This window comes from Vibrio limimangrovi (assembly GCF_054064025.1).
This window is the reverse complement of record NZ_JBSUGF010000014.1, coordinates 30,809-54,104: the sequence shown is the minus strand read 5'-3', so window position 1 is coordinate 54,104 and position 23,296 is coordinate 30,809. Positions and strand designations below refer to the sequence as shown.

The following is a 23,296-nucleotide window of genomic DNA, read 5'->3' as shown; positions in this document are numbered from 1 at the left end:
TCACAAGAAACCGAATATACGACCGCATCTTAACTTTGAATTGCTAAATCACTTTGTAAATACGTGGATTCCATATAAGGAATGGGGCAGAAACGCTTCAGCGAGGATCGTCGCTAGCAAGCCTCTGGACAAAACTACAACCTCAAAATTTTTAAACTATCGACTCGGCGGCCATTCAGAAATTGTTTGATATTATTAATTTAAGCAGCATTAAAAGGCTTTTGGTGATTCCAATCTACCAGCCTTGAACTAAATTAGTGAACTGACACTTATTCTCTCCACATAAATAATTTTCGGCTAAACGAACAATAAAAAGTAAATTATAAGTATGTCACAAATCATTTTTTACCTCATTATTCGGTGAAAACCTACTATGAATTAGGTCAATTACCATCTAAATCAGATTCTCTTGTTTACTAAAGCAAGGAGTCTGTATGTCTTTCAGTAAACTTCTCTATCACTCTATATTTTTCTTAATCATTTCAACGAAACCTGTTCACGCAGAACCTTCCGGCGCTGACACAGTTACGTTTTCAGTGGCTACCTATAACGTTAAATTTCTGTCCGCGTGTATGCACAAAGAGCGCCAGAAAAAATTCCAGCAAGTCGTAGACAATCTTGAAGGCGTGGATGTTGTTGCGTTGCAAGAAGTCCGTGACCGCTTTGCAGCAGAGTACTACTTCGACCCAGCCGAGTGGGTGGTGATTCTAGACGATGACAGTACCGATGACATGAACCTGGCGTTTGCAATACGAAAAGGTATTCATTACTCACTTGCCTCCGGAGCCGTAAAGAATGCGGATTCAATTCTGGATTTCGCGTTTGATAAGCACAACCCCAACTTCATCGACGAGCGCAGAGTTCTGAAGCTGATTGTGTCAACTGATGCCGGCGATGTCCTCGTGCTTAATCACCACGCCAAATCACGATATAGCGGTAGACTGGACACGGAGACTACAAGGGTTAACGCATCTCTCAATATTCTCGATTTCATCGATTCCAGCTCTTATGACAAAATCGTTCTGCTTGGTGATTTTAATGATACGCCGGATGACGCTTCTCTGAATACTTTAGAAACTGGGGCATTATCACCTCAAGCGCTTGAAAACGTACCGGGCACTTACTTTGTCAATCTGGCTGAGCCTTTAGTTGCTCAAAATCTGGTGAGCTATGGCCTGAAAAGTAACGCAAAAACCGACGCTCTAATTGAGCTTGTAGATGCTGTTGTTCCGGACAGCCGACAAACTAACCTCGACAATTATGCAGCCGACGTTGAAGTTACGCATGCAATGTATGATCAGATACTGGCAACCCCCGCTTTGTTATCGTCATACAACAACCAAATGTATGCCTATACCTTTGAAGAACTCGACGCCGTAGCCGGTAATGCGGATACCCGCGCTTCCGATCATACTCCCGTCATAGCTACTTTCGGTATCAATGCACATCCCCTACCCAAACTCGCCATTATTTCTCTGTTAGCCAACCCAGTAGGTACCGATTATCAGAACGAATCCATAACCCTTCTGAATACCGGATCGCCATTCAATGGCTAGTTACTGCTTAAGGATGCAAGTGATAAAAGCACGTTGCTCACAGCAAACTTAGCCAAAGGTGAACAAGCCACTTTCACTATCAGTTCCGGAGTCACATTGAACAACAGCGGGGACACAATCACGCTGCTTGACCGATATGAGCGAGAAATTCATACAGTTACCTACACATCTTCGCAAGAAGGGATAGAAAATACTTTTTGAGGAATATTACTTTTTTTGCCTGATGAGTCTTCATCATAGGTAACGTGCTCGGAAAGCATTGTTGTCGAAGTTAATTAAGCATCAAATTTAGAACAAACTTCAAGTAACAATTAAGGATAAATATGAAGTCAATAAAGAGTTTAGGGTTAATTACCCTTATGTGCTCTCAAAGTGCTTTAGCTAGCAGTGAGTGGGTCTCAGACCAGGTTTATACAGCTGGTGATGTAGTCACATGGCAAGGAGAAACTTACATTTCATCACACTGGACCAATGGTATCGAACCTGTCATCAATGACATTAGTTGGGACGGATGGGTGTATGTTGAAAATTCAGATATACAATCTTGGGAACCCAACAAAGAGTATGATGGAGGGGATCTCGTTAAGATCAACGCAGACTACTATATTGCGAAATGGTGGTCTAAAGACTCCATTCCCTCCGACTCGTCAGCATGGCGAAAGCTATCAGATTTTGATGTAGACCCACCAACAACTCCAATAGCGCCCGTACTCGGAAACGACGAAGATAACAACGGTATACGTGATGACTACGAAGAAGCAGTTGCAACCATGTATCTACCAAGCCAACAACGTTATACACAGGTAGCCATCGCAGCCAGTTTCGTTTGGAAGATGCAAACTGAGGTTGCACTCGATGACACTATCACTATGACACCAGAAGCTGCAGCTATTGCGTTTAACGAGGAACTAGCATTAGACCAATGCTTTTTACAACTCAAAGCAGAAGACCCAGATTTCGAATACCCTCACCTAGCTTACTACAACACTGTTGAAAGGGCTCATAGATCTCGTGTTGGCCATGAACGGATAGGAAAAATGATCGGCGAAAGAACAGACCTCATCATCATCCCAACAGAGCCATGCGTTGGTTACAATAAAGGAGATACCGATGAAATCTAAAATTATAACTCTCCTGACAATACTAACTAGTGGGCTATTTAGTTCAACAGCTATGGCCGACAGATATTGCGTGCAGAATGCGGACAAGCTCCAGCTGTTTTATGTAAACGGCATGTTCAAGAAACTTTCAGGTTTTACCACTGATCTGGCGGCTATCAATGAGTTTCAAGAAAACCACCTATACATGTTTGAGAAAGCAGGAAACGCTGAAGGGGTCCACAACTATGACGAAATTGTAGCAAACCAATTATTCGAGCTAGTGCAACATAAAACCAAGGACATGGAAGTAAATGATCCGATACGACTGCTTTTGATTTCGTTCGTAGCAGGAGAGCTCAACAAAGCTTCTCGTGGCATGCTGGAACAAATGAATAATATATTAAGTGTTATTAACTTTGAAAACATAATGGGCATTATCCACGAAACCAATTATAGAAACATGCGAACGAGACTTTTTTCAGTATTGGCACGTTGCAATAGAACAATATTGCTGACTCATGGGCAAGGAAATTTTTATGGTAATACACTTTACTCAGATATTTTCGACTCGTATCAATACTATTACGGACCCGAACTCAGTGAATTTCCTATGCTAGGTTATATGGGACTATCCAATCCAAGTCATGAAATCGGTGGTCCTGCTGGTGCTAACAACCCTTCTATTGCTAAGACATTTACCAATGAAGATGACCTTTTCACAAATGCATTTAGATTTAGTTTTGGTGGAGTACCATCTAATCCAGTCAGTGGCAGTTCTATGCGCGACTTCAGTGGCCATACACTACGATATTCTTACCTAGAAAGCCCTGCAGTACGTGACATTTTAGCGAGCATGTTTGAAGATATAACCAAGGGAATTACGCCTTTCCCAATGTATGACCAACATCCGTCCAGTTCATCCGCAATAAAATCCATTGGCTACTCGAAAATAAATAATATTCTAGACGTAGAGTTCGAACATGGTGGCGCATATCGATACTTCGATGTGCCAGTTGGTACTTGGGAACATCTATATAGGTCAACATCGCACGGTACATATTTCAACGAAAATATAAGAGGCAATTTCTCTTACGAAAAGTTAGAACCACTACCGTAACTGCCTTTGAAGAAAAAAGAGCGAAATTTCTAGTCTGATAACTCACAGGGATCTGAGTTTAACTCAGATCCCTTTTTATTTAATAAAAGTATAACCTTAGATTACAAAAATTTAAAAAAGCATAGGGTGATGTGCAGTATATATTTAAAATAGCATATGCTTAAACTCTAAGTGAAAGACTCCAATATATAGAATCTCATGGTAACTGCATTTACGAGAGTTTAAAGATCTCTTAATAATAAAACTTCTGTATCACACACCAAAATCATCACAGCAGTCGTTCAGGGTGTGCTAGAACGCCCATGGACATTTTCGTGTTAGGATTTTTGCACTAATGAAAGCATTTCAGATTACCAAAAGGGCTCTTCTCCGCTTACATGAGTCAGAAAACAAAACGCATTTATCATAAAGCCATGATTTATAATGCTTATTTTTATTATAAGTCAGTAGTGTATTTTGTCGTCTTTGTCTTCCTCGTTGTTTTGCTTTAAAGGCCAGTGTGTAGAATCTTGTTCAATAGAAGAGGTGTCTCAATCAGTATTCGTTCGCTGTCGTCGAGACCGAAGATATAAGGTCAAAGATCCAATCACAGGCACACCCTGCACCGTAGACCATTATGTTAAAAGACGACTTCAGGACCTGCCTGTTAGCGGTCGACCATGCACGATAGAAGTTGAGCTGGCTAAAACCAGAGATAAAGAAGGAAGACGATTGATTGAAGCGACTGACTATGTAGCTAAAGGAGGTCGCTATACCGCTCGCTTTTGCAAGTTCATCAGCGGCTTGTGCCGCCACATGAGCATACATGCAGTTTCTCAGCATTTAGGCATTCGCTGGGAGACAGTAAAGAACATCGATAGAGAATACTTGCGCTCAAGCCTACCAGCATTAGAGCCTGAGAAACTGAATAACCTGATCCATATTGGCGTCGATGAAGTAGCCAGAGCTAAAAGACACGATTATATGACCGTCGTTTACGACCTGGTTTCTGGTCATTTAATTTGGGTAGAACATGGTCGAAAAACAGAAGTCCTTGTCTCATTTTTCGAGCAGTTATCAGAGCAAACAAAAGCTGGCATTAAAGCAGTATCAATGGATATGGGGCAAGCTTACCAATCAGCAGTAAGGAAAATGCTACCCCATGCAGACATTGTTTTTGACCGATTCCATGTGATGCAAAATTACTGCATTTTAATCAGAAAAGAGAGGGCAAAAGCTTTTAGAAAGGGTTCTCACGATGAGAAAAGAATGCTTAAAGGAACACTCTTTCTCCTACTAAAAAATGCTCAAAAGTTGGATGACAAGCAGTCTGATCGACTCGATGACTTGCTCGAGAGTAACACGACGTTATGCGTTATTTATATGCTAAAAGAGCAGCTACAAACGATATGGGATGAATCCTGTTATGAAACCATGGTAGCGGCTCTTGAAGCATGGTGTCGCCTAGCGAAATCAACCCGAATACTGTCACTAAGCAACTTTGCCGACGCCATATTAGAAAGAAAAGTAGGCATCTGTAATTACGCAAAATACAAGCTGACCAACGCTCGGGTTGAAGCAGGTAATGTATCAATAGGATTACTTAGACGAAGAGCCAGAGGAGTGAGAGATACAGACTATTTTAAGTTGAAGATCAGACAAACATCGGTTCCTGATACCCACTCAACTTTTTACCCAAATATCAAGCTCACCTAAGCGGAGAAGAGCCCTTTTGTATGTCAAAATTAACTGAAAATCTATGTTCGTACTTTGGTTCACAACACGTTTCGGGGCAGATTCGTGTCAGCCGATACGGTGCCGACACACGATACGGTGCCGACATGTGATCACCAACCGATTTTGTCGGTGAACTAAATACCAAGGGAAAATAAATCATTTTTATGCTATTTGACTGTCGTGACGCTAGTAACCTCACTCCAATTTATCAAAGTTGTTTAGCATTTGCTGAGTTGAAATCTGGTCACCCATGCGTCCACGATTCACATATTGATGTTTAAAGCTAACCGCACCTTTGGAACGAACTAATAATTCAAAGTCTCTGATATAACTTTCTTCAAACTTGCTGTTAAAAGTATTGAATAGGACAACATTTTTACCTGTGAAATCGCTATTTTTAGCAAACTGCCATATTGGTGTTGCTGGGCTGTATAACCAGATAGGCGAGCCTAAATAAATCGTTTCATAAGTTGATAGGTCAATCGTTTCAGGACTGATATCAGCAATATTGTTGCGAGCATCCTTTAGCGCACTTATCCACCCCGGAATGCCAAGTTCATAGTCTTCTGCGGTAATCTCGTAGAGGTGTCCACTCCTTTTATCTGCTATATGGTTTGCCAGCACACCAGTATTTCCAGAGCGAGAGAACACAACTACAGCAACTTTTGAATTAGTCGCTACGGGAAGAGAGCCAACTTGCGTTAATAACTTGTTCTTTGAAAACTGCGAGTTTTCTACTCGAGTCACCACAAAAGCAACAGTGAAGACCGCTACAATAGCGAGTACTGCAATTATAATTATCCATCGTGTCATATTTGCTGACCTACCCACTTCAAACTCAATCTTACGGTGTTAAAAAAGCGCTTTGTAGCCATACAAAACGCTCCTAACTTGTTGTATTACTTTAGGTGTGTTCCAAGAAATGCAGAAACCTTGTCCATTGCCATGCTTACCGCTTCGGGATGGTCATACAGTTCATAGTGAGACCAGTTTTCCAAATTAACCAGTTGTCGGTCTTTTGATTGAACAGAGCGACCATAAATTTCCTGTCCATCACGATAAGCACCAAACGCCCCTACTTTTTGACCGACTACGGCCATAACAGGCTGAGTCAATAACGTTTCTGCGAATGCAAAAGCATCCCAACTCAGAGTTTTTTGTGCATGTGAAAACAACATACGTGTTGCTCCACCTTCGGTTTGTCCACGTGGCGTTTTATAGTATTCGGTAGCTTCGAAGACATCTCTCTCTGTTAACCCATTTTCTTTTGCAAATTCAACACTTGGAGGAAGAAGTTCATTGATTTGCAATTCTGAGCCACGCGCTTCGGCGGTTCGCTGTGCAGCCATAGCTTCAAGGTTGGCGATAGGGTCGTACATACTAAAACCTTCACGGAACAAGCGGCCTAAGTTGACAGGCGTAATACCTACGACAGCTTTCAAGCGCTTTTCGGTTAGGGCTGAATTGATGATGTAACCACCGCCGCCGCAGATACCGAGTCCACCAATTCTATTCTCATCGACATAAGGTAAAGTCACTGCATAGTCGATAACGCGACTGATATCTTCAACACGTTGACTTGGATCTTCTACGTAACGAGGCAATCCCCCCGATTCTCCCTGGAAGCTCGCATCAAATGCGATCACGACGTAACCTAACTCAGCAAGAGCCTTACCATAGACAGCGCTGGATGTTTGTTCTTTACAACTACCAAAAGGATGAACGCTTATCATTGTTGGGTAGCGTTTTGATTCATTAAAGCCTTCTGGGAATAAAACTAATGCAGACACATCCCAAGCCATATCAGCATTTCTGAAAGTAATTTTTTGCATGTTCATAATCAATACCTTAAGAGTAAAAAGCCTTGAGAGTAGAAAGGCTCAAAGAAATCGAGCCTTTCATCGGGGAATATTAAAGAGTGCGTTGGAAGAAAGAAGCGAGTTGGGATACTGCGTCATCGACGTATTCGGCAACATCATAAAGCGACATATGGTTTGCACCATCAATGACATACAAGGTTTTATCTGAACTCGCAGCTCGCTCCATCAGGTCATCACTCATCCACTTGCTGCCTGCGTCACTACCAACGACAGCAAGGATTGGTTGAGTCAAAAATGCTTCCGCTTTGTGGTACGCATCGTAAGTAATGATCTGGTTTAAGTTACGGGTTAGAGCAAAACCCGGAGCATTTGGATGTTCACAACGTGGTGTGTGGTAATATTCCCATGCTTCTCGCAGTTCTGCGTTTGGTGCATCTTCTTCACGCATCGGAGCTAGAGGAATGATTGCGAATTCAGAGCCATTAGCGTCAGTTGTACGTGCATTCGACCCAAACTCTAAGTAACCAAGGGCATCAGCATCATTAACCGAATTATCCCAACCATTACGGAACATTTGACCGATATTAACTGCGCTAACCATGCCTAAAGCTTTAATACGACGGTCATTAATCGCCGCGTTTGCGCTGTAACCCGCACCAGCACAAATACCCATCGCACCAATTTTGTCGTTATCGACATAGTCCAATGTTGTTAGATAGTCGACAACTGCACTCACGTCTTCCGTGCTTGTATAAGGGTTTTCCATTTGACGAGGTTGACCTGTGCTTTCTCCTTGGTATGAACGGTCAAAAGCAATAGCGATTAAGCCGTTTTCCGCAAGTTTACTCGCGTATAGACCTGCGGTTTGCTCTTTCACACCACCACCTGGGTGTGAAACAACAACGGCTGCATATTGTTTACTTGCATCAAAATCTGTAGGGAAGTTGATCACCGCAGAAATCTCAATACCTTGACCGTTTAGATTTTTGAAAGTGACTTTAGACATAGCGACATTCTCCAGTAGAGGTTAACTGTTCATCTCAGGCTGACCTAAGCTTTGATGTAATATTAGTCAACAGACTGTTTCGGATAAATATCGTTTTACCTACATGACTGTTTAGTTATACTTAACAAATGCGAATAGAACCTTCTTTACTTTCATCACTGACATGGTTTGCACATATTGCTCGCCATCGCAGTTTCACTAAAGCGGCCTCAGAAATGGGGGTGACACGTGCTGCCTTATCACAGCACCTGAAAGCGTTAGAGCAACAACTACAAGTACGATTAATCAATCGTACAACCAGAAACATGTCGTTGACTGAAGAAGGTCAGCGTCTGCTTGATATTTTACAGCCTTCATTGATTAGCATTGAACAAGTCGTAAACGAACTGAACGAATCTCATCTAGAACCTTCAGGATTAATTCGTATCAGTGTATCGAGAACCGCAGCTAGGCTGCTTATTGAGCCTCACCTCGCTGAATTCCTCTCTCGTTATCCCAAAATACGCTTAGAGTTAATCATGAATGATGGTTTTTCTAACATCGTCGCAGAAGGCGTTGATGCTGGCATTCGCTTAGGAATAAGCTTGGATGAACACATGGTCGCAGTTCCCATTACTCCACCATTAACAAATGCAATCGTCGGTTCCCCAGATTATTTCAAAAGAAATGGCACCCCTCAGAATCCTGAAGATCTAGAAACACACAATTGCCTCGCTTATCGTTTTACCTCAAGCGGAACAATTGATCATTGGTCTCTCACTTCTCCTGATGTTGAAAAGCACACCGTCGTTTTCGAGCCTAAAGGCAATGCTATTTTTAATGATGACTATAGTATGTTACAGGCCGCAATACAGGGTGTGGGTTTAGTGAAGCATATTGATTTATGGGTGGATAGACACATCAATGAAGGAAGATTAGCTCGAGTTCTTGCTCCTTGGTGTAAAGAGTTTCCAGGTTTTTATTTATACATACCTTCACGAGAGAACATGCCTAAAAAAATACGCGTTTTGATGGATTTTTTAATCGAAAAGCGCGAACTTCTGAAACCCAAAGAGTAATTATCAGATTACTTTGAATAGGGAAAGCGCTAAGGCACATTGAACAAAGTGCCATTAACCTAAGCTTTGGGGCATAAATGCGTCAGCCCAAAACGCTGAATCCTGAATGTGGTGACTCTATGTGTGGCGACGCTGTAAATAAGGCTGCTAATTGGCCTATTGATAATTGAAGCAAGTAATGTTCAAGCTCGGAGTCCGTTACAATTTCAAAGTCTGTAAATAGAGACACTGGCTTGACGGACTTACCAACACCTTGTTCTAAATGTACAAACTCTCTTCTATTCAATGTGCTGAGCGCATTTGATAGTGCGACTTAGCTCGCCCTGTCAAATCTGATAATTGATTAGGTTATCGCAAACATTCACCTCACAAAGCCTCTTTATGAAGTTGTCGTAAACTTACATAAGTTTAAGCAATGAGGGGCAATATCATTTTATGGTTGTATAAAATATCAATTTATGATTTTAATTATCACTTAATTGTTGCATCAGAAAATCACAAAGGAATGACAGATGAGCAGTGGTCAAAGAAATATTACCCTTCGCTTTTTAGCGGAACCGGGCGACGTCAATTTTGGTGGTAAAGTCCACGGTGGCGCTGTAATGAAATGGATCGACTTAGCGGCTTATGCCTGTTCGGCAGCATGGAGTGGGAAGTACTGCATTACTGCTTATGCAGGTGGGATTCGTTTTGTTGCCCCGATTCATGTCGGTAACCTAGTAGAAGTGAGTGCAAAAGTCATTTATACCGGACGCACTTCGATGCATGTCGCCATTGATGTACAAGCCAGCGATCCGAAAGAGATGAAAAACCGTTTAACCACTCACTGTATTGTGATCATGGTCGCTGTAGATGAAGAAGGCAAACCGACAGACATTCCGAAGTGGGTCCCTGAATCGGATGAAGACAAAGCGTTAGAACGTTCAGCGATTGCACTGATGAACATGAGAAAAGAAATCGGCGAAGAAATGGAAGCGCATGTGAAATATCTTAAATAGCTTTTATCTCTTATCAAAAAATAATTCCCGTTGATGTGTGAAGCAATGTCATGATTCAGCTAATTGTTTCGCACTCAACCATAATTGTCATAAATCCTTCACCTTGTTTTGCTTAAATCCCTGCACTAATTTGGCAATAAATGAGTTCGGATCTTGGCACAAGTAAAAACCACCTTAAGTGAAGAGACACTGACCAATTTAAAGGCGGTCGAGTATCAATGGGTAAGAACAATGTATGTCGAGGGTTATAGCGAGACTGAAATTAACCATTATATTCAGAAGTGCTTTGGTGGTGATGTTACATTCGCAAATCTTTTTCGTCGTGTCGCACTTCAGCAGGAGAGCTTATATACGCTCCTCCAATATCTTGGATGTGCCCCTTCCAGCCGTGAGTTTTAAGCCTGCTTTTCTCTTCTTAGTCGTTTAGAGAATCACCCATAGCTATTTATGTGAAGTACTACGCACAGCATTTCTGTACAACTATGTAATCCATTACAAAGCCGCTAATCTTGGCTTGTTTCCCCATATAGGCTGTGTATAGATATAAAAAAACCTGAGCGTAAACTCAGGTTATGGTTACAAGAAACTGTTAGTGATTGAGTCGTAAGGAACTAAGCTAACAGCCAGCTATGCGTAACGCCAATATAAGCACAATATTACTGATCGGCGGCCAAACCAAAAGTGTAATATCAATGCCAAGTATAAGGGCGACCATATGGTCGCCCTTTTCTAGTTATTCTTTCCAATCTCACAGACCAGTTGAGATTATCCTTTCACACCACCAGCGGTTAGACCACCAACCAACCAGCGCTGCGCTAGTAAGAATACTGCAGTGATTGGCACTGCCGAAAGTACTGCAGCAGCCGCAAAGTCCCCCCACAAGTAGTTTTGTGGGTATAGGTATTGCTGCATACCTACTGCTAATGTGTAAGAGTTTACATCAGAAAGCAGGAGTGATGCTACAGGAACTTCACCGATCACCATGATGAACGACAGGATAAATACGACCGCTAGAATTGGCACAGACAATGGTAGCAGTACCAAACGGAACGCTTGCCACGGTGTCGCACCGTCCAGTGCCGCCGCTTCTTCCAGCGACGAATCGATGCTTTCAAAGTAACCTTTGATTGTCCATACGTGCAGTGCGATACCACCTAAGTAAGCGAAGATCAAACCACCGTGAGTGTTCAAACCCAAGAACGGAATGTACTGACCGAGCTTGTCGAACAGAGCGTAAAGGGCAACCAGTGCCAACACTGCCGGGAACATTTGGAAGATCATCATCGCTTTAAGGATGGTGTTCTTACCCTTGAACTTCATACGTGCAAACGCGTAAGCAGAGGTCGTCGATAGCGCTACAATCAGGATTGCAGAGATGCCACCCACTTTTACTGAGTTCCATAACCATGTCATCACTGGGAATGGAGGCGGTGTTACGCTGCCGTCTGCGTTCGTAATTGAGAAACCTAGAGCCAGCTTCCAGTGATCCAATGTTGGGTTATCTGGAATCAAGCTACCTGTTGCAAAGTTACCTTCACGGAATGAAATCGCGATGATCATCAGCAAAGGGAAAATAATTAGTGCTAAGAATGCCCACATTGCGATATGAGTAGCCCAAACACGATACTTTAATGACTGACCTTGTACCATTGCCATTGTAATGTCTCCTTAGTCTTGAGCTACTTTAGTTACACGTAGGTTTAGTAGAGCCAACGCGCCAACCAATAGGAAGATAAGTGTTGCTACCGCACTTGCCAGACCAAAGTCTTGACCACCAGCACCTTCAAACGCGATTCGGTAGGTGTAGCTTACCAATAGGTCGGTGTAACCTGCAGGTTCAGATGTACCTATCATGTTTGGACCACCGCCTGTCAACAACTGGATTAGAACGAAGTTGTTGAAGTTAAACGCAAAGCTTGCAATCAACAGCGGAGTCAATGGCTTAAGCATCATTGGCATGGTAATGCGTGTAAAGTTAGAGACGAAGTTTGCGCCATCAATAGCAGACGCCTCGTAAAGGTCATCCGGAATCGCTTTAAGCAGACCCATACATAGAATCATCATGTAAGGGAAACCAAGCCAAGTGTTTACAATCAAGATCATGCTTTTCGCCATGAATGGGTCAGAGAACCAAGCAGGGCTAATACCAAACAGACCTTCAAGTAGCATGTTGATCTCACCAAAGCTTTGGTTAAACAAACCTTTAAAGATCAGGATAGAAATAAACGCTGGAACCGCATAAGGCAGAATTAGTAGAAGTCGGTAAACAGAGCGGCCTTTTAGCTCTTCCCACTGAACCACACTCGCCAGAACCAAACCGATGATTAGAGTAAATAGTACGGTTAGTGCAGAGAAAACAATCGTCCAGATAAAGATGCTAATAAACGGCTCTTTAATTCCATCGTCTTTCCAAACACGTTCAAAGTTGTGCGAGCCAATACCCACCACGAAACCCGGAGACACGGTACTGCCAACAAACTGACCATTGTCATCTACTGGCTGGTAATAACCCGTTTCCATATTAGGGCGAAGCGTTTCTTCAGTGCGGTTATCAAAGAGTGTCTCACCATCTTCTTGAAGTGTGTACAGAGGGACAACGGCTGCGAATTTACGCAAACCACTCATGCGGATGTCATCACCATTTGGCAGGTGAAGATCAACACTACTCAGCGCATCACGATTACCAACAATGGTTTTGATCTGTTCTTTTTCACCCGTCGCTTCTTGGATTGGCGTTAGATCTAAATCCGTTGCGGAAAAACCATTCAGCTGGAAAGTTGGAGTGGCAAGTAACTCACCATCCTTCTCAACCACAATTTGATGCCCCTGCTCAGTTTTGTATAGATTGAACGGGTAGCTATCACCGCTTTGATACGTTCTGTCCAAAAGTACAGTTTGTGCACGCTCAAAAGAGAGTTGGTTTTTCGCACTGTAGTTAGTAAAGGCCAAACCTACCGTATACGCCAACGGGAAGAGAATGAATAAGATCATCCCTGCGATACCAGGATAAATATAACGGTGAGCGTAAGTTTTTTTACTACCAAAAATGTACAGTGCTAGAGCGGTAAGAATGATCGTAAGTAGTGCAAACGCAATCTCTCCGCGCGAATACATAAGAATTGTTGCGTAACCATTAATAATGCCGACTGTGCCTAAAAGCGCCCATTTGATAAACACTTTTTTGCTGCTCGGAAGGTTGGCTGCTGGTGCTGTCATAGCTTTTGTACCTTGAACTGACTGCATAGGGAACCTGCTAGCGAATATAGAATAAATATAGAAAAGTAAGGAGGAGTTACCCCCTCCTTAAAAAGTACTACTGAATTATTTAGTCATTTGTTTTTCTGCATCTGCAAGCGCTGCATCTACAGTTTGACGGCCATCTACTACGTTGATGATTGCGTTCTTAGCCGCACCCCAGAATGCGTTCATTTGTGGGATATTTGGCATAATTTCGCCGTTCATTGCGTTATCCATTGTTGCTGCGATTCGTGCATCTGAATCTAGCTCACGCTGGAATGAGTTAAGCGCTACTGCACCTAGAGGCTTGTCGTCGTTAACTTTGCGTAGACCGTCGTTAGTCAGTAGGTAGTTTTCTAGGAATTCTACCGCTAGGTCTTTGTTAGGAGACGCAGTGCTGATACCCGCAGTTAGAACACCAACAAATGGCTTAGAAGACTGCCCCTGGAATTTAGGTAAAGTGGTTACGCCGTAGTTGATACCAGACTTCTCGATGTTACCCCAAGACCATGGGCCGTTGATGGTCATCGCTGTCTCACCCTGGTTGAACGCAGACTCAGATACTGAGTAGTCCATATCTGGAGAGATGATTCCTTTATCAACAAGACCTTTAACAAAGTTCATCGAATCTTTAACACCTTGCTTAGCGATACCAACGTCTTTAACGTCATAACCTGCAGAAGTGTATTTGAACGCGTAACCACCATCAGCCGCCATTAGTGGCCATGTGAAGTACGGTTCTTTTAGGTTCCACATGATTGCAGACTTGCCGTCTTTCTTAAGCTTCGCGTCAAGCTCTGCAACTTCTTCCCAGCTCTTAGGCGGATTTGGAACAAGATCTTTGTTGTAAATTAGAGATAGAGACTCAACTGCTACTGGGTAGCCGATAAGTTTGCCGTCGTAACGCACAGCATCCCACGCGAAATCAACAATGCCTTCCTGGATTTCTTTAGAAGGTTTGATCTCAGCCAGAAGGCCAGCTTCTGCGTAACCACCAAAACGGTCATGCGCCCAGAATACGATATCAGGACCATCGCCTGTAGCAGCTGTTTGTGGGAATCGGTCTTGAAGACCGTCAGGGTGAGCCACTGTAACTTTAATGCCAGTGTCTTCTTCAAACTTCTTACCAACTTCCGCAAGGCCGTTATAACCTTTATCGCCGTTGATCCAGATAGTTAGTTGCCCTTCTTCGATGGCAGCATGAGCACCAAAAGACCCCAAAGCAACAAGAGTACCTAGTGCTACAGCGCTTAACTTTTTCATGTTCGTATCCTTTGTTATATTTTTCATGTAGGGCTAGTCCATTGAGGTTCAGCCGTATTTCGACACATATCATCTGAAATAATCCAATATGTCTCATCCTCCTAATCCCTACGCCCTCATAATTATGGCGTATTTTCGTGATCTTCATCGCCATGCATTAGAGACTTAAATCACAAAAAAGACTTATGTCGTGATCGACTTCAAGTTTAAGCCACGCAATTATGTGATTTCCGCCCAACTCCTTCATTACTACTCCTTTTTTACTCCTCCCCATCTACTCCCCCTGCAATTATTTCGATTAGGAGGATGTGACAATTGGAACAATCTTAGAAACTTCACCCATCCAAGAGTGGATGGTAAGAACCCTTTCCCAGCAATACCTAGAGTTAGGTGAGAAGACTTGCTGGTTTTGCATTGCCATACGAGTGGAATGTCATTAATAGTCGTTGTTTGTGGTTACTATTTTCACGGGGGAGACAACGCTATTAATGTGGGGGAAAGAAACTCGTACTTGGCTGTGATGGGTAGCACTTCTTTTAGGACAATTTATTGAAGTGCTACCCTAACTTTTCTTATCAACCACCATTACTATTACTTACCAATTCCTACCGTTACTGCTCGCTAGATAATTCATATAATTGAGTGGTACATAATAAAAATTTGATCGAGGACGAGCTACATGGCGAGTGTTACGTTAAAAAATGTGTGTAAAGCGTATGGCGACGTACTGATTTCTAAAAACGTAGACCTGGAAATACACGAAGGCGAATTTGTTGTTTTCGTAGGTCCATCAGGTTGTGGTAAATCTACCCTTTTACGTTGTATTGCTGGCCTTGAAGACATCACTTCAGGTGATCTGTATATCGGTGACCAACGCATGAATGATGTTGAACCATCCAAACGTGGTGTTGGTATGGTCTTCCAGTCTTACGCGCTATACCCACATTTGAATCTCTACGACAACATGTCTTTTGGTCTAAAACTGGCAAAAGCAGACAAAGCAGAAATCGACAAACGCGTTGATCACGCAGCAGAAATTCTACAACTTGGCCACCTTCTTGAGCGTCAACCAAAAGCACTTTCTGGTGGCCAGCGTCAACGCGTTGCGATTGGCCGTACACTGGTTTCACAACCGGATGTATTTCTGTTGGACGAACCTCTGTCTAACCTTGATGCGGCACTGCGTGTAAACATGCGTTCTCAAATCACCAAGCTACAACGCCAGTTGGGTTGCACCATGATTTACGTAACGCACGATCAGGTAGAGGCGATGACAATGGCTGATAAGATCGTCGTTCTGGACGGAGGCTATGTCTCTCAGGTTGGTAAGCCTCTCGAGCTATACCACTACCCTCAAAACCGTTTCGTTGCAGGCTTCATCGGCTCTCCAAAAATGAACTTTATGAGTGTTTTCATTGAAGAAGCCGAAGCAGAACGCGTAAAAGTTCAGCTTTCTAACGGTGTATCTTTCTGGATTCCTGTTGATGGTACGACTGTGAACCGCGGTGACCGTATGTCTTTAGGTATTCGCCCTGAGCATCTACTGCAAGCGACCGAAGCGGACGCAAGCATTCACGGTGAAGTGATGATTGTTGAGAAACTAGGTAACGAAACTCAGGTATACCTGAACCTTGAAGGTGCAGATGCTGACGTTATTTTCCGTCAACCAGATACGCTAGCTGTCGACCTTGGCGATAAATTAGAAATTGGCATCCCGGCACACCGTTGTCACCTATTCCACAGCGATGGTCGCGCATGTCGTCGCCTATTTAAAGAGAATGGCGTAGACGTCAAATAATTTATTTTCATTATTGGTTATCAATCCCTCTCAATCGAGAGGGATTTTTTATATCTAGCCTAATAATGGATCGGGAGTAATTGACCATTTCCCCTCTGGAACACTCATGGCCAAATATAATTACACCCACAACTTATCCATTACCTTTTCGTTCCAAAATTAGTTCATTAGACAACTACCAGACTAAACCTTAGTTTAAATGTTTAGCCCGAATTCATAATACTTTTACTCAACCATACCTTCTAAGTACCAGCTTTTTCCTAAACAAGAAACTTCGACCTAGGTCTAAATTTCATTCTTAATTCCACTTACCTCGCGAAGCCGAATTTTTAAACTTAACTCGGAATTTAAGTGTTAGAACAGCACAAAAATTTCGTTGCAGAATCTGTTCACTAATTAAAACGTTTACGAAGCAGCTATTGGGTAATAACCCCAGTGGCGGTAGCGTGTCAGAAGGGAATCTAGGTAATGAAACACAAAGGACTTATTCGTTCTCATGAGGCAGAGTTCGCTTTTTTATATCGAATCGCAGATCTTGCGGTCATTGTCTCCTTCATGCTGTTTCTGGTATTCGAGCGTATGAATACCTTCATAGGTAAAGACTATCTCCTATTGTCATTCGTGGGAGGAATCTCATTCGTGATCATGGCTGAAAGCGGAAGTCTTTATCGTTCTTGGCGCACCAGTTCATTCCGAGTGCAAGTGCTTATCGCATGTATGTCCTGGCTATTCACCGTCGCATTGCTTTTTGTTGTTCTTTATTTCGCTGAAGTCTACCCACTATTTGACCGCAATACGTTAGCTCTATGGGTAACCATTACGCCGATTTTACTTTTGGTGTGGAGAATTACATTCCGTACGGGTTTAGCTTACTTACGAAAAATGGGCTTTAACACGCGTACTGCAATTATTGTTGGTCAAACACCTCATGGCATTACCCTAGCCAATGAGATCCAAAACCATGCAGAGCATGGCGTCCTGTTCGATGGATTTTATGACGAGCGTACTGCAGGTCGAGTACCAAACTCGGAATACCCTATCAAAGGGGGAGTAAGTCAGGCATTAGAGCGAGCCAAGCGTGGAGAAGTCGATTACGTTTATATTGCGATGCCAATGCATGCCAAAGAACGTATCGTCTCTATTCTTAACCAATTCTCTGATACGACGGCAAATACTTATTTAATCCCGGACTTCTTTACCTACAACTTACTGCATTCTCGCTGGGATCAAATTGGTCAAGTACAAACTCTGAGTGTTTTCGATACGCCATTTGCTGGGTTTTCTTCCTGGATAAAACGAATCGAAGATATCATCTTCTCCAGCATCATCTTGGTGTTGATCTCCCCTATCCTGCTCGCCATCGCTATTGGTATTAAACTGACGTCCAAAGGACCAGTAATCTTTAAGCAGTACCGCTATGGCTTAGATGGACGCAAGATTGATGTCTGGAAATTTCGCTCCATGACCACCATGGATCAAGGTTCTCACATCAAACAGGCGACTAAAAACGATCCTCGCATTACCCCATTTGGCGGCTTTCTTCGTCGTACCTCGCTTGACGAATTACCGCAATTTTTTAACGTCTTACAAGGCACTATGTCCATCGTAGGACCTCGACCTCATGCCGTTGCGCATAACGAAGAGTACCGCCGAATTGTTGACCGCTACATGCTTAGACACAAAGTAAAACCAGGCATCACTGGCTGGGCGCAAATAAACGGTTATCGCGGCGAAACCGATACTCTGGATAAGATGGAAAAACGTGTTGAGTTCGATTTGGATTACATCCATCAGTGGTCTGTCTGGATGGATATCAAAATTATCTTCCTCACCGTGTTTAAAGGCTTCACTGGTTCTAATGCTTACTAAGGTCAAAACAATGAAGAAGGCAACGCCAATCATTGCACTAGCGTTTTGGTCTACGTTCTCTGTAGCAGAACCCATGGCCGTGACAACCGAGTCAGGTATTGAATTTATTCCTCAAGTTAACGTCTTTTACGAAGGCGATGACAACGTGAATAAAGACGAAGAAAATGCTAAATCCATCAATACCTGGGGGCTTGAACCAAGCCTGCTTGCACGTATCGAACGCAACCAATACCGCGCAAATATTCTGTATAAACTGAAAGCGGGATTCTCATCTGATGACCGCAATGATTTCGATGATCATACGTTTCAATTTGCCAATTTCCTCGAGTTTAACCATCGCAATCGTCTGGTTATCGATTACCAATTCCGTGCCCAGCACGAAGTGAGAGGTGAAAATATTACGGAAGGCAATGGTGGTGCCGTGGATACACCAATTAGATTTCACCGTAATGATATTAAAACCAATTACATTTTTGGTTCCCAAGGAGCGAAAGGGCGGTTTGAGTTCGGTATCGACTACAGTGACAAAACCTATCAAAACTATCGCGACGGCTTAACGTCCTCATCGGATCAGAAAACCAAATACAACGACTTTAGAGCACCCAGTGCTCATGCTGAGTTTTATTTGCGAGCAACGCCAAGAACTTATTGGTTGGTAGGTAGCAGACAAATCCAAACTGATTATCAGCACCAAAACCCAGACGCATCTTCCAGAGACAACACGACTGGCTTTTACTATACCGGGGCTGAGTGGGAAGTGACCGGAAAAACACAAGGTATCGCTCGACTTGGCTACCAAATTAAAGATTTTGACAGCAACGAGAGAGAGACGTTTAAAGGTTTCAGCTGGGATATCGGCTTCGAGTGGCTACCTCAAGAACACACTCTCATTACGGTAAAAACAACCCAGGCTGCGGTTAATCCCGATCAAGATGGCGACTATAACCTACAAACACGCTATCGAGTCGACTTGAAACATGATTGGAACAGCTACCTCTCTACACAGTTCGGTGCTTTATACCAGGAAGATGATTATACCGGGGAATTTACGGGGAACAGAGATAGTGAACGTTACGCTCTGTCTACAGGTATCGATTATCAAATAAAGCGCTGGATATTGTTACAGGCAAACTGGCAATACCAAGACAAAACTTCGGATCGACCAGACTATAGCTTCAACCAGAATACTTGGACATTAAGCGCTCAATTTTCGTTATAACAAGGATTTTTAATGAACCCATTAATTAAGTTTATTAGCTTGGTGTTTTTGCTATTCAGCACGCTTGCTACTGCTAGTTCTAATGAACAAGACTATTTACTCGACACCGGGGATACCATTTCGGTACAAGTCTATGGAGAAGAGGATCTCTCGATCAAAAACATCCTGATCACATCAGATGGCTACTTTGATTACCCTTACCTAGGCCGAATTAAAGCCATCCAGAAAACGCCTAAGCAGATCAAAGACGAGATAGAAACAGGACTGAAAGGCGATTACCTCATCAACCCTAAAGTAATGGTCACGATCAATACCTTTCGCCTTTTTTACGTAAATGGCGAAGTTCGCAAACCCGGCGGTTTCGAATATCGCCCCGGTTTGACGATTGAAAAAGCCATCGCATTAGCGGGTGGACTTACGGACAGAGCATCACGCAAGGGTGTAAATCTCACCAAACATAAAACCGGAAAAACAGTAGAAAGCGTCAGCATGGACCTGAATGTTGAGCCTGGTGACATTGTATTTATTGATCAAAGTTTCTTTTAAGTGATAGGTACTCAAATGAACGGAACTCATCCACACAACTTCCAGATGAACAAAGTAGAATTGATTCGTTTTGGCCATCACTATAATACGCTTAAAAAGAACGGGTTAAGCATTGCTGCTTTTACGTTGATTTTCTCTTTGGCATGCACTTGGTACATCTATTCAAAAACGTCAATTTACCAAGCGACGGCAACGCTTTTGATTCAGGAAGAACAAAAAAGCGCCCTATCCATAGAAGAAGTCTACGGCGTCGATACCACCAAAAAAGAGTACTTCCAAACTCAAGTGGCGATATTACAGTCAAATCATATTGCCGATAAAGTGATTTACAACCTGAACCTGACTCAGTACCCTGAATTTTCACGTACCGGGGGGCTAAAACAGAAGATTGATGAATTAAAATCGGTCCCACTGATACAGGACTTACTCAACGTCGCCCCAAACCCAACAGAAACCGCACAGTACTCTCAGTCTTATTACCGAGCCTTGCAAGTATTTAAAGAGCAACTCGATATTGACCCCGTACGCAATACTCAGATGGTCAAAATCAGCTTCCGCTCTGCTGACCCAATACTTGCAACTCAAATCGCCAATGCGGTAGGGCAAGCCTATATCGACGCTAACTTCGAAGCGAAACTGGTCGTCACGCAAAATGCAGCAACTTGGTTAACAAACAACTCTCAAAAACTTGAAGAGCGTTTAAGAGGTTCAGAGCAAGTACTGCAAGAGTTTCTGCTACAAGAAGGTCTGATTGATATCAACGGTATCGATGAAATCTATGCTAATGAACTGGAAGAGCTCAACCGTAAACTCAATACCGCAGTTAATAACCGCATTGAAGCGCAAAGTTTGATTGAGCTACTAAGACGCAAATCATCACAAAGCTTAGATAGCCTTCTCTCTATTGATGAGTTCGCCAATCAGGCACAGATTCGCGATCTAAAACTCTCAGAAGCTCAGGCTCAAAAGAACTTATCTGAGCTGGCTCAGCGTTACGGACCTAGACACGATCGTATGGTCCAGGCAAAGGCTCAATTAGCTTCTATCCAAACTCGAACCCAGCAGTTGATTCGCGAAATTTCATTTAGTAAACAACAAGACTTACTCGCAGCGAAATCTCAAGAAGACATGCTACGTGCAGAATTAGATCGCAAAAAAGTGGAATTTCAATCCTTAGGCTCTAAAAAGGCACGCTATGATCAACTCAAACGCGAAGTTGAGTCTAACCGAGACCTCTACGAAGCATTCTTAAACCGCGAAAAAGAAACCAGCGCAACCAGTGATTACAAAAATGTCACCGCTCGTTTTACGGATAAAGCAATTATCCCTCTGTTTCCAATCGCTCCGCAAAGAATGAAGCTTGTGCTTATCGCGACATTCTTCGGATTTGCTATTGCGTGCGCACTGGTCATCATATTTGAAACGCTAAACGAAGTAATAAGAAGTGATTCTGATGTTGAGAAAAAACTTGGCGTTACCTGTTTAGGGATGATTCCTACGGTGAAAAAGCGCAGTTTAAGAAAAAATGGGGTTAGTTACAGCGCTTATTTGGATAAAGATGAAAAATTGTTCAGTGAAGCCTGCCGTTCTGTTAGAACATCTTTGCTACTGAGATTAACCAACTCTAAACAAAAGGTTTTACCTTTTACGTCAGCGATTCCAAAAGAGGGAAAAACCTCCACTAGCATTAATATTGCGACGTCATTCTCTACCATGGAGAAAGTACTGATCATCGACTGCGACCTGCGTAGACCATCAATAGCAAAACGATTCAACATTCCAGAGTCTAGCCCTGGCCTAACCAACATACTCAGCATGGATACTGCGATTAAAGATTGTATTGTGCGGATCGATGCGGCAAACCTCGATGTGCTGCCAGCAGGAATACTACCGCCAAATCCTCAAGAATTATTGGCTTCCGATCGCTTCAATAAACTCCTCGATTATCTGGCAAGTAAGTACGATCGAATCATTATTGATACTCCACCTCTGTTGTCAGTTAGCGATGCATTAATCCTTGGTAAATACGCGAACGGTTTGATTACCGTAATCCGCTCTGAGTCAACCAAAACAGCGATGGTTAACTTAGCGTTATCCAAGCAAATTCAGCACTCGATACCTTCACTAGGCGCTCTGCTTACCCAAACGAAGTCCAAGACAGGAGAGACAGCTTATGTCCAAAAATACGCATACTGATCAAAAAATGTCGTGGTATAAAAACGTAAAGCACGCTAAGTGCCCAGTATTGATTTATCAAATGGGTAAAGTGGGTTCGAGTGCGCTTGAAAAATCGATTCCCAATTCGATTCACCTGCATGACTTAATGGCAATTCAAGCTCACAAGCAGATATCTCCGGTGAGGGCAAATCTACATAGGCCAAAAACCAATTACATAAAACGCATGCTCAAACGTACTCTTATGACCAGAATGCTCAAGCGTAAAGAGCAAGTACGTATTATCTCACTGGTAAGGGAACCTATTGGTAGAAACATCTCAATGTTATTTCAATCCCTACCTTTTTGGGTGGCAGATAAGTATCTAAAAGACGACAGCGCCGTACGATCTGAACGTCCTCAACTACTCCATGAAACCTTTGAAAATCATGTTAATCATCATTACCCCCTTGAGTGGTTTGACAATGAAATTAAAGCACTGACTGGAATTGATGTCTTTATTCATCCGTTTAATCATGAGCTTGGTTATCAAACTTACCAAAAAGGTAATTTCTCTCTAATGGTAATCAGAACGGATAAATTGGATCAGTCACAGCAAGCCATCAGTGAATTTTTGCAGCATGACATCCAAGTGGTTCATGACAATCAATCTGAAAACAAGTGGTACTCACCACTTGCCGATGAGTTCAAACGTTCGTATCAACTAAAGCCAGAATTTGTAGAAGAAATGCTCTCGGCAAAGCTAACTAAGCACTTTTTCACTGCTTCTGAAATTAACAGTATTAAAAACAAGTATTCAGCCTAATAATTGGATAGAT

19 protein-coding genes are annotated in these 23,296 nt (G+C 42.7%); 13 read left to right on the top strand and 6 right to left on the bottom strand.

All coding sequences use genetic code 11. The features are described from left to right. Positions 1-434 precede the first annotated feature (434 nt). The 4 genes from ACWYU8_RS18570 to ACWYU8_RS18555 all read left to right on the top strand — a co-directional run bounded on the left by ACWYU8_RS18570 (position 435) and on the right by ACWYU8_RS18555 (position 5,468). A complete protein-coding gene (locus ACWYU8_RS18570; protein ID WP_457521213.1) occupies positions 435-1,556 on the top strand; it encodes an endonuclease/exonuclease/phosphatase family protein in 1,122 nt (373 codons plus the stop codon). 323 nt (positions 1,557-1,879) lie between these two features. Continuing rightward, positions 1,880-2,677, top strand: coding sequence for a hypothetical protein (locus ACWYU8_RS18565; protein ID WP_457521212.1), 798 nt, complete (start codon positions 1,880-1,882; stop codon positions 2,675-2,677). Beyond that, positions 2,667-3,773, top strand: a complete 1,107-nt coding sequence (locus ACWYU8_RS18560) for a KTSC domain-containing protein (RefSeq protein WP_457521211.1) — start codon at positions 2,667-2,669, stop codon at positions 3,771-3,773. The genes ACWYU8_RS18565 and ACWYU8_RS18560 overlap by 11 nt, the downstream gene beginning before the upstream one ends. Positions 3,774-4,229: 456 nt before the next feature. Beyond that, positions 4,230-5,468: an ISL3 family transposase gene (locus tag ACWYU8_RS18555; protein ID WP_457521210.1), complete on the top strand. Its 1,239-nt coding sequence runs from the start codon at positions 4,230-4,232 to the stop codon at positions 5,466-5,468. Between the two features lie 216 nt (positions 5,469-5,684). Here ACWYU8_RS18555 and ACWYU8_RS18550 read toward each other — a convergent pair whose 3' ends face one another. The 3 genes from ACWYU8_RS18550 to ACWYU8_RS18540 all read right to left on the bottom strand — a co-directional run bounded on the left by ACWYU8_RS18550 (position 5,685) and on the right by ACWYU8_RS18540 (position 8,315). After that, positions 5,685-6,302, bottom strand: coding sequence for a flavodoxin family protein (locus tag ACWYU8_RS18550; RefSeq protein ID WP_457521209.1), 618 nt, complete (start codon positions 6,300-6,302; stop codon positions 5,685-5,687). Positions 6,303-6,388: 86 nt separating this feature from the next. After that, positions 6,389-7,327, bottom strand: a complete 939-nt coding sequence (locus tag ACWYU8_RS18545) for an alpha/beta hydrolase (RefSeq protein WP_457521208.1) — start codon at positions 7,325-7,327, stop codon at positions 6,389-6,391. Positions 7,328-7,400: 73 nt separating this feature from the next. Continuing rightward, positions 7,401-8,315 carry an alpha/beta hydrolase gene (locus tag ACWYU8_RS18540; protein ID WP_457521207.1) on the bottom strand — a complete coding sequence of 305 codons (915 nt, stop codon included), beginning with the start codon at positions 8,313-8,315 and terminating at the stop codon, positions 7,401-7,403. Between the two features lie 128 nt (positions 8,316-8,443). On the opposite strand from ACWYU8_RS18540, the gene ACWYU8_RS18535 reads away from it, so the two are divergent. From ACWYU8_RS18535 to ACWYU8_RS18525, 3 genes are all read left to right on the top strand, one after another. Further along, a complete protein-coding gene (locus ACWYU8_RS18535) occupies positions 8,444-9,373 on the top strand; it encodes a LysR family transcriptional regulator (protein ID WP_457521206.1) in 930 nt (309 codons plus the stop codon). Positions 9,374-9,885: 512 nt separating this feature from the next. Continuing rightward, a complete protein-coding gene (locus ACWYU8_RS18530; RefSeq protein WP_457521205.1) occupies positions 9,886-10,371 on the top strand; it encodes an acyl-CoA thioesterase in 486 nt (161 codons plus the stop codon). Positions 10,372-10,524: 153 nt separating this feature from the next. Beyond that, on the top strand, positions 10,525-10,770 hold the full coding sequence (locus tag ACWYU8_RS18525; RefSeq protein WP_457521204.1) for a hypothetical protein: 246 nt from the start codon (positions 10,525-10,527) through the stop codon (positions 10,768-10,770). Between the two features lie 366 nt (positions 10,771-11,136). Here ACWYU8_RS18525 and malG read toward each other — a convergent pair whose 3' ends face one another. From malG to malE, 3 genes are all read right to left on the bottom strand, one after another. Next, positions 11,137-12,027, bottom strand: a complete 891-nt coding sequence (malG, locus tag ACWYU8_RS18520) for a maltose ABC transporter permease MalG (RefSeq protein WP_444493664.1) — start codon at positions 12,025-12,027, stop codon at positions 11,137-11,139. Between the two features lie 12 nt (positions 12,028-12,039). Next, on the bottom strand, positions 12,040-13,614 hold the full coding sequence (gene malF, locus ACWYU8_RS18515) for a maltose ABC transporter permease MalF (RefSeq protein ID WP_457521203.1): 1,575 nt from the start codon (positions 13,612-13,614) through the stop codon (positions 12,040-12,042). A gap of 78 nt (positions 13,615-13,692) precedes the next feature. Further along, a complete protein-coding gene (gene malE, locus ACWYU8_RS18510) occupies positions 13,693-14,871 on the bottom strand; it encodes a maltose/maltodextrin ABC transporter substrate-binding protein MalE (RefSeq protein WP_457521202.1) in 1,179 nt (392 codons plus the stop codon). A 679-nt stretch (positions 14,872-15,550) separates the two neighbouring features. Between malE and malK the strand changes: the two genes are divergently transcribed. The 6 genes from malK to ACWYU8_RS18480 all read left to right on the top strand — a co-directional run bounded on the left by malK (position 15,551) and on the right by ACWYU8_RS18480 (position 23,283). Beyond that, positions 15,551-16,669 carry a maltose/maltodextrin ABC transporter ATP-binding protein MalK gene (gene malK / locus ACWYU8_RS18505; protein WP_457521201.1) on the top strand — a complete coding sequence of 373 codons (1,119 nt, stop codon included), beginning with the start codon at positions 15,551-15,553 and terminating at the stop codon, positions 16,667-16,669. A 468-nt stretch (positions 16,670-17,137) separates the two neighbouring features. Further along, entirely contained in the window at positions 17,138-18,538 is a 1,401-nt protein-coding gene (locus ACWYU8_RS18500) for an undecaprenyl-phosphate glucose phosphotransferase (RefSeq protein WP_457521200.1), read from the top strand. Then, positions 18,528-19,757: an outer membrane beta-barrel protein gene (locus ACWYU8_RS18495; RefSeq protein WP_457521199.1), complete on the top strand. Its 1,230-nt coding sequence runs from the start codon at positions 18,528-18,530 to the stop codon at positions 19,755-19,757. Before ACWYU8_RS18500 ends, ACWYU8_RS18495 begins: the two co-directional genes overlap by 11 nt. A 12-nt stretch (positions 19,758-19,769) precedes the next feature. Beyond that, on the top strand, positions 19,770-20,303 hold the full coding sequence (locus tag ACWYU8_RS18490; protein ID WP_457521198.1) for a polysaccharide biosynthesis/export family protein: 534 nt from the start codon (positions 19,770-19,772) through the stop codon (positions 20,301-20,303). Positions 20,304-20,318: 15 nt separating this feature from the next. Continuing rightward, positions 20,319-22,499 carry a GumC family protein gene (locus ACWYU8_RS18485; protein ID WP_457521197.1) on the top strand — a complete coding sequence of 727 codons (2,181 nt, stop codon included), beginning with the start codon at positions 20,319-20,321 and terminating at the stop codon, positions 22,497-22,499. Next, positions 22,477-23,283 carry a putative capsular polysaccharide synthesis family protein gene (locus tag ACWYU8_RS18480; protein WP_457521196.1) on the top strand — a complete coding sequence of 269 codons (807 nt, stop codon included), beginning with the start codon at positions 22,477-22,479 and terminating at the stop codon, positions 23,281-23,283. Before ACWYU8_RS18485 ends, ACWYU8_RS18480 begins: the two co-directional genes overlap by 23 nt. The last annotated feature ends 13 nt before the right edge of the window (positions 23,284-23,296 follow it).